General features: G+C 72.5%; 9 protein-coding genes. 6 read left to right on the plus strand and 3 right to left on the minus strand.

The window, feature by feature from the left end:
• Positions 1 to 3: 3 nt before the first annotated feature.
• Positions 4 to 1,386 (minus strand): ABC transporter substrate-binding protein, encoded by a 1,383-nt coding sequence (locus ACWCPF_RS02750; RefSeq protein WP_451043158.1) that lies wholly within the window; start codon positions 1,384 to 1,386, stop codon positions 4 to 6.
• A gap of 374 nt (positions 1,387 to 1,760) precedes the next feature.
• Positions 1,761 to 5,279, minus strand: a complete 3,519-nt coding sequence (locus ACWCPF_RS02755; RefSeq protein ID WP_451043472.1) for an FHA domain-containing protein — start codon at positions 5,277 to 5,279, stop codon at positions 1,761 to 1,763.
• Positions 5,280 to 5,619: 340 nt separating this feature from the next.
• On the opposite strand from ACWCPF_RS02755, the gene ACWCPF_RS02760 reads away from it, so the two are divergent.
• The 4 genes from ACWCPF_RS02760 (at position 5,620) to ACWCPF_RS02775 (ending at position 11,075) form a co-directional block, all read left to right on the plus strand.
• The gene (locus ACWCPF_RS02760; protein WP_451043159.1) at positions 5,620 to 7,350 is read left to right on the plus strand and encodes a protein kinase domain-containing protein; all 1,731 of its coding nucleotides are present in this window, start codon (positions 5,620 to 5,622) and stop codon (positions 7,348 to 7,350) included.
• Between the two features lie 180 nt (positions 7,351 to 7,530).
• Entirely contained in the window at positions 7,531 to 8,778 is a 1,248-nt protein-coding gene (locus tag ACWCPF_RS02765; RefSeq protein WP_451043160.1) for a serine/threonine-protein kinase, read from the plus strand.
• Positions 8,779 to 8,858: 80 nt separating this feature from the next.
• Positions 8,859 to 9,965: a peptide chain release factor 2 gene (gene prfB / locus ACWCPF_RS02770; protein WP_451043161.1), complete on the plus strand. Its 1,107-nt coding sequence runs from the start codon at positions 8,859 to 8,861 to the stop codon at positions 9,963 to 9,965.
• A 288-nt stretch (positions 9,966 to 10,253) separates the two neighbouring features.
• A complete protein-coding gene (locus ACWCPF_RS02775; protein WP_451043162.1) occupies positions 10,254 to 11,075 on the plus strand; it encodes a hypothetical protein in 822 nt (273 codons plus the stop codon).
• Between the two features lie 87 nt (positions 11,076 to 11,162).
• Here ACWCPF_RS02775 and ACWCPF_RS02780 read toward each other — a convergent pair whose 3' ends face one another.
• A complete protein-coding gene (locus ACWCPF_RS02780; RefSeq protein ID WP_351917132.1) occupies positions 11,163 to 11,354 on the minus strand; it encodes a hypothetical protein in 192 nt (63 codons plus the stop codon).
• Between the two features lie 291 nt (positions 11,355 to 11,645).
• Between ACWCPF_RS02780 and ftsE the strand changes: the two genes are divergently transcribed.
• Positions 11,646 to 12,335 carry a cell division ATP-binding protein FtsE gene (gene ftsE, locus ACWCPF_RS02785; RefSeq protein ID WP_451043163.1) on the plus strand — a complete coding sequence of 230 codons (690 nt, stop codon included), beginning with the start codon at positions 11,646 to 11,648 and terminating at the stop codon, positions 12,333 to 12,335.
• 31 nt (positions 12,336 to 12,366) lie between these two features.
• Complete coding sequence (ftsX, locus tag ACWCPF_RS02790) at positions 12,367 to 13,284, plus strand: permease-like cell division protein FtsX (protein WP_451043164.1); 918 nt, start codon at positions 12,367 to 12,369, stop codon at positions 13,282 to 13,284.
• Positions 13,285 to 13,311: the final 27 nt, after the last annotated feature.

A 13,311-nucleotide genomic window follows, 5' to 3' on the forward strand; every position in this document is an offset into this window, starting at 1 on the left:
GGATCAGTTCCCGTACGCCGTCGCCGCGTCCGACTCCAGTTTCTGCTGGATGCCGGCCACGTCCGTCGGGTTCTTCAGGAAGTCTTGGAGGTCCTTCCACTCGCCCTTGCCCGGGGTGCCGCCGAACGCCTGCGGGGCCTGGTCGGACATGTCGAAGCGGAAGTCGTCGCCCGCCGCGATCAGCGACTGGGCGATCTTGCGCTGGACGTCGTTCGGGTACGCGGCGAAGTCCACGTTCTTGTTCGGCGAGAGATAGCCGCCCAGCTTGGCCTGGATCTCCGCCGCGTCCGGCGAGGCCAGGAAGGTGGCCAGCGCCTGCGCGCCCTCGGAGTCCTTCAGGACGACGGCCGCGTCGCCGCCGGAGACCACCGGCGCGGTGTCACCGACCTTCGGGAACGGGAACACCTTGGCGTCCGTGCCGATCTTCGCGTCCGTCTGCCCGATGTTGACCTGCACGAAGTCGCCCTCGTAGACCATGGCGGCCTTGGGCTGGTCGCCGCCGGTGAAGACCTGGGTGACCGAGTTCGGGAACTGCGTCTGCAGGGCTCCGTCCGCGCCGCCCGCCACATAGTCCTTCTTGCCCCAGATCTGGGCGAGGGTGGTGAGCGCGGTCGTGACGCTCGGATCCGTCCACTTGATCTCGTGCTTGGCCAGCTGGTCGTACTTCTCCGGGCCCGCCTGGGACAGATACACGTTCTCGAACCAGTCGGTCAGCGGCCAGCCGTCGGCGCCCGGGATGGAGAACGGGGTGACGCCGGAGTCGTAGACGGTCTGCGCGGTCGTCAGCAACTCGTCCCAGGTCTTCGGCTCGGTGGCGCCCGCGTTCTCGAAGACCTGCGCGTTGTACCAGACCAGCGACTTGTTGGCGGCCTTGTAATAGACGCCGTACTGCTTGCCGTCGACCGCGCCGATGTCCTGCCAGCCCTGGGAGTAGTTCTTCTTCAGTTCCGCGAGCGCGGTGGCGCCGAGCGGCTTCGCCCAGTTCTTCTCCACCGCCTGCTTGATCGCGCCCGGCTGCGGAAGCATCGCGACGTCCGGGGGCTGACCGCCCGCGATCTTCGACCCGAGGAAGTTGATGATCGGGTCCTGCGCCGGCACGAAGGTGACCTTCGCGCCGGTGCGCTTCTCGAACTCCGCCAGGACCTTCTTGAAGTTGGCCTGCTCGGGGCCGGTCCAGACGGCCGCGACCTCCAGGCTGGTGCCGTCGAGCTTGGGGAGGGTGAGGGTGCTGCCGGAGTCCTCGGTCCCGGTGCCGCTTCCGGTGCCGCTGCTCTTGTCGTCGTCGCCGCCGCACGCGGTGAGCGAGAGCGTGAGGGCTCCCGCCAGGAGTGCGGCGGCTGCTTTCACGGTCCTGCGTGTCCGGATGGTGTTGCTTGTGCTACGCATCACTGCCCCGTTCTTCGTTCCTCGTCGAACGTGCGAGCGCTGTCCCGTGGGACTGGTCTACGCCGGGTGCTTGGGCTCGGCAAGAGCGCCTGCGCTGTCCGGAGGGGGATCGTGATCGCGTTGTGATCGGTGAGGGGCGTTGGTGTGAGCGTCACTGGGGGCTGCGCCCCCAGGCCCCCGCTTCGGCCCTGAAGGGGCCTCGTCCTCAAGCGCCGGACGGGCTGGAGTGCCCTGAACGGGGCTTGTCAGTGGCCGTCGGGCGGGCTGGAGTGCCCTGAACGGGGCTTGTCGGTGGCCGTCGGGCGGGCTGGAGTGCCCTGAATGGGGCTTGTCGGTGGCCGTCGGGCGGGCTGGAGTGCCCTGAACGGGGCTTGTCAGTTGCCGCCGGACTGGCTGGAGCTGTGTTTTTCGGTGGAGGTTGAGGCTCGGTCCAGGGCGCTGGCCAGGAGGGCCAGGTCGGTGGGGCCGTTGCCCAGTTCTCGTACCGGGCGGCGGGTCGGGGGGTCGCCCATGCGGTGCCATTCCAGGGGGGTCACCGTGGGGCGCTGGGTCGCCGTGCGGGGGATGCGGCCGGTGACACGGCCGCCCTGGAAGGGGGTGAGACGGCCGTCCGCGCCCCGGAGGCGGCCACGGCCCGGCGCCGGTTCGTCCGTGCCGGAGCCCGGTGGGTCGAGGCTGATCCGAACGGTGGACATCCGGGCCGGCTCCGACTCGGCCGTACGGCCTCCCGGGCCGGCCGCCGCCACCAGGTGCACGCCGAGCCGCTCGCCCTCGCGGGCCACCGCCTCCAGCGCGCGCATGACCGAGCCCGCGGCCGGCCGGCCGGGGGAGCCGAGGGCGGGGGAGACCAGGGCGTCCAGGTCGTCGACCACCACGATCAGGCGGGGCAGCGGGGGCTCCGCCGCGGTCCGCTGCCGCGCGGCCGCTCCCGGCCGCAGCCGCAGCGTGGTGCTGGGCGGGGCGTCGAGGTCGGCGGCGCCCGCGCCGGCTCCCGCCGTGGGCGGGGTGCTCGGCGTCCGCTGCGGGACCATACGGCCCGACACCGCGCGGTGCGTGTGCCACTCCGCGAAGCCGGCGCGGCCCAGCAGTTCGGCTCGCCGCTTCAGCTCGGCGCTCAGCGACTGCGCGAACTCCCGCATACGGACCGGGTCGTTGGCGGTGAGATGGGTGGCGACATGCGGGACGTCCGTACAGACCCGCAGTCCCTCGCCGTGACCGTCGCCGTGGCCGCCGCCCTTGCCGACGGTGTCGCGGCCGTCCAGCAGGATGATGCTCAGCCGGTCCGGTCGTTCGGCGGCGGCCAGCGAGGCGACGACCGCCCGCAGCAGCTCCGAACGCCCGCTGCCGGGCGGGCCCTCGATCAGCAGATGGGGTCCCTCGGCGACGAGGTCCACCCCGACCGGACCCCGCGGACCGGCGCCCAGCACCGCCCACGCCCGGCCGCCGAGCGCCTCGGCGTCGTCGGCCGCGTCCGCCCAGCGGGCCAGCAGGGAGGCGGGGGTGGCGCGGGCCAGACCCAGTTCGTCCAGCAGGCGGGCCGACTGGGGCAGCGGTGCGGACACGCGCGTGTGCCGCTCCCCGCCGCCCGCGCCGTCCGGCCGCAGGGGGGCGAGCGCCCGCGCGAAGCGTTCCGCCCAGGCGAGCGAGACGGCGTCCACCGCGCCCAGCGTGCCCGGTCCCACCGGGCCGGGCCGCTGCTCGGGCTCCGCCCCGGCCGACGCGACCCGCACCAGCCGCAGCGCCGTCGCCACGTCCCCGCTGAGCAGCGCGACCGCCCCGCACGCGCGGAACGCGGGCGCCGCCGCACAGGCCGCCTCGTACGTCTCCGTCACCGGTGCGGCGGGGGCGGCGGCGGGCGTCTCGGCCAGGCAGACGACATGTATCCCGGCCCGCGGACCGGCCACCGCCAGCCGGGCCACCGCGGTGCGCAGATCGGCGCCGCCGGGGTCGCCGTCCACGACGACCACCGTGTACGGGCCGGGGAAACCGCCGTCGGCGGAGTCCTCCGCCATCGCCCAGGAGGGGCGGTGGACGGAGCCTCGGGGCGCCGGGATCCGTACCGGATCCGTCGTGGTGTCGCCCGTGCCGCTCGCGCCGTCGGTCAGGTGGTCCTCCAGGCGGCGCAGGAGCTCGTCCGCGCGCGCGGCGGCCTGCTCGCGGTCGTAGGCCAGGAGGAGTCGGCAGTCCTGGCCGTGTCCCGGGCGCAGATGGGGGAGCCAGCCCAGCCAGGACCACTCGGCGATCCGCTCCGCCTCGGAACGCGCGCGGTCCGCGCTGATCAGGACGATTTCCAGGGCGTCGGGGGAGTGCAGCGCGGCGAGCTGGGCCAGCACCGCGCGCGCCAGCCCGGCCAGCCGGGGGCGCGGCCCGGCCAGACCGAGCGCGCCGACCTCGCGCAGCCCCGCCGTCACCGGCACGGCGGGCAGCAGGCCCGAGCCGTCGGGCGCCGCCCGGTCGGCCGTGCCGAGCCGCACGGTGAGCGCCTCCGGGTGTCCGGGGGCGCGCTCCCACAGCCGGGGGCCCGGGCCCAGCGCCGTGAGCAGCAGCGCCGCCGGGTCCGGCCAGGTCTCGGGTGCGGCGGGCGGGCAGACGAGCGGCTGCGCCTCGGCGCCGACGGCCTCTTCGTCGTGGGCCCCGGGGACGACCATGTCCTCGGCGCCGCCGCGTCCGCCGGCCAGCCGCCGCGCCCACGCGGACAGACCGCCGCGTTTGCGCACGCCCGGGGGTACGTCGGTGCCGCGCAGGGGGGTGCCTTTGCGGCGGGCGGACGACTCGTAGGGGGCCGGCTCGTAGGGGGAGTCGTCGTCCTGCGCGGCAGGTGAGGTGTGCGGGCCGCGGACGTCCTCGTCGTGCGGCGCGGTGAACGAGCCGAGGCCCGAGCGGCCGGCATGGGTGTTCCCGGCCCGCGCGTTCCCGGCATGGGTGCTCATGGAGTCCGCGCCCGAGCTCGTACGCGTACCGGTGCCGGGGGTGCTCTCGATGCGCGGTGCCGTGCCCTGGCCGGGGACCACGGGAGGCGGCAGCGGGAGGTCCCTGGATCCGCGCAACCGCTCGCCCCGGGGCTGCGCCGCGCCGCTCCGGTCGGCGGTGCCGTAGGCATGGCCGGTGGGGCCGTGCGGCCCGTTCGGCTCGGCGCCCGTCACACGCGCGTGGTCCGTGTCCTGCTCCGGGGCCGGGCCGGCGTCGGAGTCCGGCTCCGGGTCCTGGGCCGTCGTCCCCCCGCAGGGCACCCGTACATGGCCCTCGCCGTCCGGGGTCGTCGGCACCCGGGGGCCCGGGCCGCCGGGCGGGGCCAGCCGCAGGGCCGACTCGCCGACGCGCAGGAGGGCGCCGGGGGCGAGGCGGACGGGGCGGGTCTGCACGCGCGTGCCGTCGAGCGTGGTGCCGTTGGTGGAGCCGAGGTCGGCGACCGTGACGCGGCCCTCGGGGGTGAGCGTCACCGCGCAGTGCAGCCGGGAGACGTCCGGGTCGTCGAGCGGCACGTCGGCGTCGGCGGAGCGGCCCACGCGGACCTGGCCGCCGTGCAGCAGATGGACCCCGCCCGCGTCGGGCCCGGCCACCACGTGCAGCCGGGCCGGGGCCTCGTCGACCTCAGGGTGCGGCTCGGGGTCGGCCGGGGCGCCCAGGGACAGCACCGCGCCGTCGATCAGCGGGGGTTCGCCGAGGGTGCAGCGCTGGGCGTCGAGCCGCTCCACGCCCGCGTAGAGCACGATCGCCGCGGCGGACGAGGACGACGGGGCGCCCTCCCCGGAGACGGCCGCGGCCAGCGCGGAGGCCACCGCGGCCAGGGCGGTGCCGGCGGGGGCCGTGACCAGCACGTCGCAAGCCGCGGCGCGGGTGCGCGCGTCGGGGTGCGCACCCTGCGGGTCTACGACGGTCAGCCGGATCTGCATCGCCGTCAGCGGTCCCTTCTGCACGGGCGCGGACTTCCCCCCACCCCACACGAGTACAGCGGCCAGTACTGAAGGCATCCTCGCACCTGTCACTGACAACGCGCCCCACACCCGGTGACAAGTGATCTTGATTGGTCGGCTCTGCCCGCAAAAGTGCCGGACAACAGCGTCGCCGGTGATCAGTTGAGATCGGTCACGTCCGGCTCCCGGCAACCAAGAGGACCGGGCGAAGCGTCTTTCCTTCGAATAAGGACGACAGCCCGGTGTCCGCACCGCGGCACTACAGTGGGTCGGAACATTCGGACAGGAACAGGCAAGCAAGCAGCAGGGAGCGCGTGACGTGCGGCCAGTCGGCAGCAAGTACCTGCTCGAGGAGCCGCTCGGACGCGGCGCCACGGGCACCGTCTGGCGAGCCCGCCAGCGCGAGACCGCGGGCGCCGAGGCGGCCGTGCCCGGTCAGCCCGGAGAGACCGTCGCGATCAAGGTCCTCAAGGAAGAGCTCGCGGGCGACCCCGACGTCGTCATGCGGTTCCTGCGCGAGCGGTCCGTGCTGCTGCGCCTGACCCACCCGAACATCGTCCGGGTCCGCGACCTGGTCGTCGAGGGCGATCTGCTGGCGCTGGTCATGGACCTCGTCGAAGGCCCCGACCTGCATCGCTACCTGCGCGAGAACGGCCCCCTCACGCCGGTCGCCGCCGCCCTGCTCACCGCGCAGATCGCCGACGCGCTCGCCGCCAGCCACGCCGACGGCGTCGTGCACCGCGACCTGAAGCCGGCCAACGTCCTGCTCATGCAGGAGGGCGGGCAGATGCACCCGCTGCTCACCGACTTCGGCATCGCGCGCCTCGCCGACTCCCCGGGCCTGACCCGGACCAGCGAATTCGTCGGCACGCCCGCGTACATCGCGCCGGAGTCCGCCGAGGGCCGCCCGCAGACCTCGGCCGTGGACATCTACGGGGCCGGCATCCTGCTCTACGAGCTGGTCACCGGCCGTCCGCCGTTCTCCGGCGGCTCCGCCCTGGAGGTCCTCCACCAGCACCTCAGCGCCGAGCCCCGCCGCCCGTCCACGGTCCCCGACCCGCTGTGGACGGTCATCGAGCGCTGCCTGCGCAAGAACCCCGACGAACGGCCCAGCGCCGAGAACCTCGCGCGCGGGCTGCGGATCGTCGCCGAGGGCATCGGGGTGCACGCGAACTCGATGCAGATCGCCGCCGCGGACGGCGTCGGCCATCTGCTCGCGCCCGACCCGTCGCCCGCGACCGTGCCGGGCGGCGCCTTCGACCCGAACGCCGCGACCAGCGTCCTGCCGCACACCTCCGGCCCGGCGGGCGCCGCCGACCCCACCGCCGTCCTGCCGCACACGGGCGCTCCGGGCGTTCCGGGCGCGGCCGACGCGACGGCCGTCCTGCCGCCGGTGCCGCCGCACCAGCCGGGACACCAGGGGCAGCAGCCCGAGCAGCCGCATCCCTGGGCGACCCAGATGCAGGGCGCCCGCGACCGCAACGAGCAGACCCAGGTCCAGCAGTTCCTGGACCCCGGCGAGGACCCGCTGCGCCGCCGCCCCCAGCGGCAGGTCGCCCGCCCGCAGCAGCAGCCGCCGCAGCAACAGCAGCCGTACCCGCCGCAGCACCAGCAGCGTCCGCAACAGCGCCCTCCGCAGCGTCAGCAGCCCCAGCAGCAGCCCGGATACGGGTATCAGGGGCCGCCACCGCCGCAGCAACAGCAGTACGCGCCGCCGCAGCCCCAGCAGCCGCAGCGGTACACGCCGCCGCCCCAGCAGCAGCCGAGCCAGCGGCCCGCGCCGGAGCCCCGGCAGCCGCGCGAGCCGAGGCAGCGCACCGCCAACCCGATGCGGATCCCCGGCCTCGGCTGTCTGAAGGGCTGCCTGTTCACGGTCGTCATCCTGTTCGTGGCCGGGTGGCTGATCTGGGAGTTCAGCCCGCTCCAGGGGTGGATCGGCACCGGCAAGAGCTACTGGGACCTGGTCACCGGCTGGATCGGGGACGTCACCGGCTGGATCAGCGACCTCGGCGGCGACTCGGGCAGCGGCTCGGGCACCCCCGGGAACTGACCCGCCGACCGTTCCGCCGCGAGGCACGCTGCGAGGCATGCTGCGAGGCCCGCGGACCGGCCAGGACGACCGCTGGTTTATGGACTTGTCGACATCTGGCGGGTGATTTCCGTCTCCGCGGTGAAGGTTGGCTCTTCGGACGCGTACTTTGATGGGCAACACGCGTCTGTAGGAGCAGTCTTGGCACGGAAGATCGGCAGCCGGTACACCGCCCACCAGATCCTGGGACGGGGCAGCGCCGGCACGGTGTGGCTGGGCGAGGGACCGGACGGGCCCGTCGCGGTCAAGCTGCTGCGCGAGGACCTCGCCTCCGACGAGGAGCTCGTGGGCCGCTTCGTGCAGGAGCGCACGGCCCTGCTCGGCCTGGAGCACCCGCACGTGGTGTCCGTCCGGGACCTGGTGGTGGACGGCAACGACCTGGCGCTGGTCATGGACCTGGTCCGCGGCACGGACCTGCGCACCCGGCTCGAACGGGACCGGCGGCTCGCGCCCGAGGCCGCCGTGGCGATCGTCGCGGACGTCGCCGAGGGACTGGCCGCCGCGCACGCGGCCGGGGTCGTGCACCGCGACGTCAAGCCGGAGAACGTCCTCCTCGACATGCAGGGCCCGCTCGGCCCCGGCGGCTCGCACCGCGCCCTGCTGACCGACTTCGGCATCGCGAAACTGATCGACACCCCCAAGCGGACCCGCGCCACGAAGATCATCGGCACCCCCGACTACCTGGCGCCGGAGATCGTGGAGGGCCTGCCGCCGCGCGCCTCGGTCGACATCTACGCCCTGGCGACGGTGCTCTACGAGCTGCTCGCGGGCTTCACGCCGTTCGGCGGCGGCCACCCGGGCGCGGTGCTGCGCCGCCATGTCACGGAGTCCGTCGCGCCGCTGCCCGGCATCCCGGACGAGCTGTGGCAGCTGATCGTGCAGTGCCTGGCGAAGGCCCCGGCGTCCCGGCTGCGGGCCTCCGAGCTGGCCGCCCGGCTGCGCGAGCAGCTGCCGACGCTCGCGGGCATGCCGCCGCTGGACGTGGACGAGCCCGACCCCGAGGGAGAGGGGGGCGAGCCGACCGAGGCCGCGCCCGCCGCCTCCGCCCCGGCGGCCCCCGCCGGGCGGGTACGGCGCGGCTCGGTCCCGCTGGTGCCCGGCGCCAAGCCGGACTCCAACCGGGACACCCACACCTCGATGCGGGTGCCCGCGCCGGACGAGCTCGCGGGCGGCGCGCACGGCACCGCGCGGGTCCCCCGGGCGGCCGGCGCCCCGCGCCCCGGCTCGGCACGGAACCGTTCCGCCACCCGCCGCCGCCGCATCACGCTCGGCGTGGCGGCGGCGGCCCTGGTCGCCGCGGTGGGCGCCGGGACCTGGGCGGCCACGTCGGGCGACGACCCGGGGGCGACCCCGCAGGACACGAAGAACTCGGCGCCTGCTACGCCCTGACCCCCCCCCGGCGAGGCCGGTGAGCAGGCAAGGAGCGGTCACCGGCACTCCCCGGTTGGCGGAGCCGTTACGCTGGAGGCGTGGCAGTCGTCGATGTATCCGAAGAGCTCAAGTCCCTCTCCTCGACCATGGAGTCGATCGAGGCCGTTCTGGACCTCGACAAGCTGAGGGCAGACATCGCCGTGCTCGAGGAGCAGGCGGCCGCGCCGTCCCTGTGGGACAACCCGGACGAGGCGCAGAAGATCACCAGCAAGCTGTCCCACCTCCAGGCCGAGGTCAGGAAGGCGGACGCGCTGCGCGGCCGGATCGACGATCTCGCCGTGCTGTTCGAGATGGCCGAGGAGGAGGACGACCCGGACACCCGTGCCGAGGCCGAGTCCGAGCTGACGGCCGTCCGCAAGGCGCTGGACGAGATGGAGGTCCGCACGCTGCTCAGCGGGGAGTACGACTCCCGCGAGGCGCTCGTGAACATCCGTGCCGAGGCCGGCGGCGTCGACGCCGCGGACTTCGCGGAGAAGCTGCAGCGGATGTACCTGCGGTGGGCGGAGCAGAAGGGCTACAAGACCGAGGTCTACGAGACGTCGTACGCCGAAGAGGCCGGCATCAAGTCGACCACCTTCGCCGTGCAGGTGCCGTACGCCTACGGGACGCTCTCCGTGGAGCAGGGCACGCACCGACTCGTGCGCATCTCGCCCTTCGACAACCAGGGGCGTCGGCAGACCTCGTTCGCGGGCGTCGAGATCCTTCCCGTGGTCGAGCAGACCGACCACATCGAGATCGACGAGTCCGAGCTGCGGGTGGACGTCTACCGGTCCTCCGGGCCCGGCGGTCAGGGCGTCAACACCACCGACTCGGCGGTGCGCCTCACCCACCTCCCCACCGGCATCGTCGTCTCCTGCCAGAACGAGCGGTCGCAGATCCAGAACAAGGCGTCCGCGATGAACGTCCTCCAGGCGAAGCTGCTCGACCGGCGCCGGCAGGAGGAGCAGGCCAAGATGGACGCCCTCAAGGGCGACGGCGGCAACTCCTGGGGCAACCAGATGCGTTCGTACGTCCTGCACCCGTACCAGATGGTGAAGGACCTGCGCACCGAGTTCGAAGTGGGCAACCCCGAGGCCGTGTTCAACGGTGAGATCGACGGGTTCCTCGAAGCCGGAATTCGCTGGCGCAAGCAGCAGGAGAAGTAGGTTTGTCGACAAGGCAACCGCCCCTGAATCGGGGGCGGTTGCTTTTTACATCACATTCACAGCATCGCCGTCTCGCAAAGCCCCCCGACCTGGACATTGCGCCCGCAACGACCTTGACGTTGCTTTGAAAAATGGGGAGGGTGCAGTGTGGCATGCGTATCTCCGGGACGCATGTGAACCGGGGGACTTGGCTTTCAGCAGCATCTCCAGCTGCGTCTCAGCTGCCTCCGTCGATCACAGTCCCGAGCGCGGCCTCATCGACGATCAGCTACTGGGGGTAGCAACCATATGACCAAGAAGACGCGGATCAGGGTCGCGCGCATAGCCGCCGGCGCCGTGATCGCCGCGGGCGCCTCGCTGACGGTGGCCGGGGTCGCCTCGGCGGCCGGCGACGAGGGTGGCCTGAGCGGCCTGGTGTCCACCGAGACCGAAGTCAGCGTACAGACGGGCGACGAGCCCGAGCCCTGCCCGGTCGCGGTCTGCACCGACGGCGGCACGGAGAACGGCGGTACCGAGAACGGCGGCACGGAGAACGGCGGTACCGAGAACGGCGGTACCGAGAACGGCGGCACGGAGAACGGCGGCACCGAGAACGGCGGTACCGAGAACGGCGGCACGGAGAACGGCGGTACCGAGAACGGCGGTACCGAGAACGGCGGTACCGAGAACGGCGGTACCGAGAACGGCGGCACCGAGAACGGCGGCAGCCAGAACGGCGGCACCGAGAACGGCGGCACCGAGAACGGCGGCAGCCAGAACGGCGGCAGCCAGAACGGCGGCTCCGGCAACGGCGGCTCCGGCAACGGCGGCAACACGTCCTCCGGCTCGTCCTCGGAGGGCAGCACCACGGCCGGGTCGTCCTCGTCCGGCAGCAGCTCCGCCGGTACCGGTACCGACACCGACGGGACCTCCACCCAGGAGGTCGGCAGCTCCGCGCTGACCGACACCTCGTCCGACGCGGTCGCCCAGGGCGGAGGCGAGGAGCTGGCCGAGACCGGCGCCGGTCAGACCATGTTCCTGATCATCGGCGCCGCCACGATGATCGCCGGCGGCGTCGGCTTCCGCGTGCTCCCGCGTCTCGTCGTGGGCCGCGGCGGAGCCACTGCCTGACGGTAGGCAGTCGTACCTGTGCGTGACGTACGCAGACGGGGGCCCGGAGCTGTTCGCTCCGGGCCCCTCGTCGTACGTGCCGTGCGGTTACGCGGTCTGGTGGGCGAGCAGCGCCACCGCCGCCACCAGCACCACCAGCAGCGCGATCAGCGTCATCGGGTTCAGGCCCGCGAAGAAGTTCTCCTGCTGCAGCCGCTCGCGGTTGGCGCGGCACACATGGCACCGGCCCTCGCTCACGGGCGCCGCGCAGTTAGCGCACACCAGCCGGTCGTATGTCATGCGCTCGCCCTCCTTGCACCGGTTCCACGTACACAACGCCTACGGGAACGGGAACGTTCCCCCTCCACTGTGCCAGGTTCCTCCGGAGGGTGCGCGGCTCCCCCGGAGAGCGGCCGGAGCGCGAGCGGGGAGCGACTGGGAAGCGAACGGGGAGCGGCCGGAGCGCGGGGGACGTACAAAGGCGGGTACAAAAACGCACAAGCCACACCCAACCCTTCCCGACGCCTGCGCCGCCCTCCTCGGTTCGCGTATGGTCACGCTCATCTACCCCCGGCGACCCGTGGTGCATCCGTGATCCGATTCGACAACGTCTCCAAGGTCTACCCCAAGCAGACCCGCCCCGCACTCAGGGATGTCTCCCTAGAGGTGGAGAAGGGCGAGTTCGTGTTCCTCGTCGGGTCCTCCGGCTCCGGAAAGTCCACCTTCCTGCGGCTGATACTCCGCGAGGAGCGGTGCAGTCAAGGTCAGGTGCACGTCCTGGGCAAGGACCTCGCGCGCATCTCCAACTGGAAGGTGCCGCAGATGCGCCGCCAGCTGGGGACGGTCTTCCAGGACTTCCGACTGCTGCCCAACAAGACGGTCGCGGAGAACGTGGCCTTCGCGCAGGAGGTCATCGGCAAGTCCAAGGGCGAGATCCGCAAGTCCGTGCCGCAGGTGCTCGACCTCGTCGGGCTCGGCGGCAAGGAGGACCGCAGGCCGGGCGAGCTCTCCGGCGGTGAGCAGCAGCGCGTGGCCATCGCGCGGGCCTTCGTGAACCGGCCCAAGCTGCTGATCGCGGACGAGCCCACCGGCAACCTCGACCCGCAGACCTCCGTCGGCATCATGAAGCTGCTGGACCGGATCAACCGGACCGGCACGACCGTCCTGATGGCGACGCACGACCAGAACATCGTGGACCAGATGCGCAAGCGCGTCATCGAGCTGGAGCAGGGCCGGCTCGTCCGCGACCAGGCGCGCGGCGTCTACGGCTACCAGCACTGACCGTCTTTCGGAAAGGCCTGAACAACACGCCATGCGCGCCCAGTTCGTACTGTCGGAGATCGGCGTCGGTCTCCGCCGCAACCTGACGATGACCTTCGCCGTCATCGTCTCCGTCGCCCTGTCCCTGGCGCTCTTCGGCGGGTCGCTCCTGATGAGCGACCAGGTCACCACGATGAAGGGCTACTGGTACGACAAGGTCAACGTCTCGGTCTTCCTCTGCAACAAGAGCGACGCCGAGTCCGACCCGAACTGCGCCAAGGGCGCGGTCACCGCGGACCAGAAGAAGCAGATCAAGTCCGACCTCGACAAGATGGGCGTCGTCGACTCGGTGACGTACGAGTCGCAGGACGACGCGTACAAGCACTACAAGGAGCAGTTCGGCGACTCCCCGCTGGCCAGCTCCCTCACGCCGGACCAGATGCAGGAGTCGTACCGCATCAAGCTGAAGGACCCGGAGAAGTACCAGGTCATCGCGACCGCCTTCGACGGGCGGGACGGCGTGCAGTCCGTGCAGGACCAGAAGGGCATCCTGGACAACCTCTTCGAACTGCTCAACGGCATGAACTGGGCGGCGCGGGCGGTGATGGGGCTGATGCTCGTCGTCGCGCTGATGCTGATCGTCAACACCGTGCGCGTCTCGGCCTTCAGCCGGCGGCGGGAGACCGGGATCATGCGGCTCGTCGGCGCCTCCGGCTTCTACATCCAGGCGCCGTTCATCGCCGAGGCGGCGGTCGCCGGGCTCATCGGCGGCACGGTCGCCTGCGGATTCCTGGTGATCGCCCGCTACTTCATCATCGATCACGGACTGGCCCTGTCCGAGAAGCTGAACCTGATCAACTTCATCGGCTGGGACGCCGTGTTGACGAAGCTTCCGCTCATCCTCGCCACCAGTCTGCTGATGCCCGCGCTGGCCGCTTTCTTCGCGCTGCGCAAGTACCTCAAGGTGTGACGCACGCCCCGAGGGCCGTACGGTCAA

Source organism: Streptomyces sp. NPDC001858 (assembly GCF_053594615.1).

Coding starts and splice junctions, on each gene's coding strand:
- ACWCPF_RS02750 (WP_451043158.1), bottom strand. CDS start 1,386: ATGCGTAGCACAAGCAACACCATCCGGACACGCAGGACCGTGAAAGCA.
- ACWCPF_RS02755 (WP_451043472.1), bottom strand. CDS start 5,279: ATGCAGATCCGGCTGACCGTCGTAGACCCGCAGGGTGCGCACCCCGAC.
- ACWCPF_RS02775 (WP_451043162.1), top strand. CDS start 10,254: ATGACCAAGAAGACGCGGATCAGGGTCGCGCGCATAGCCGCCGGCGCC.
- ACWCPF_RS02780 (WP_351917132.1), bottom strand. CDS start 11,354: ATGACATACGACCGGCTGGTGTGCGCTAACTGCGCGGCGCCCGTGAGC.
- ftsX (WP_451043164.1), top strand. CDS start 12,367: ATGCGCGCCCAGTTCGTACTGTCGGAGATCGGCGTCGGTCTCCGCCGC.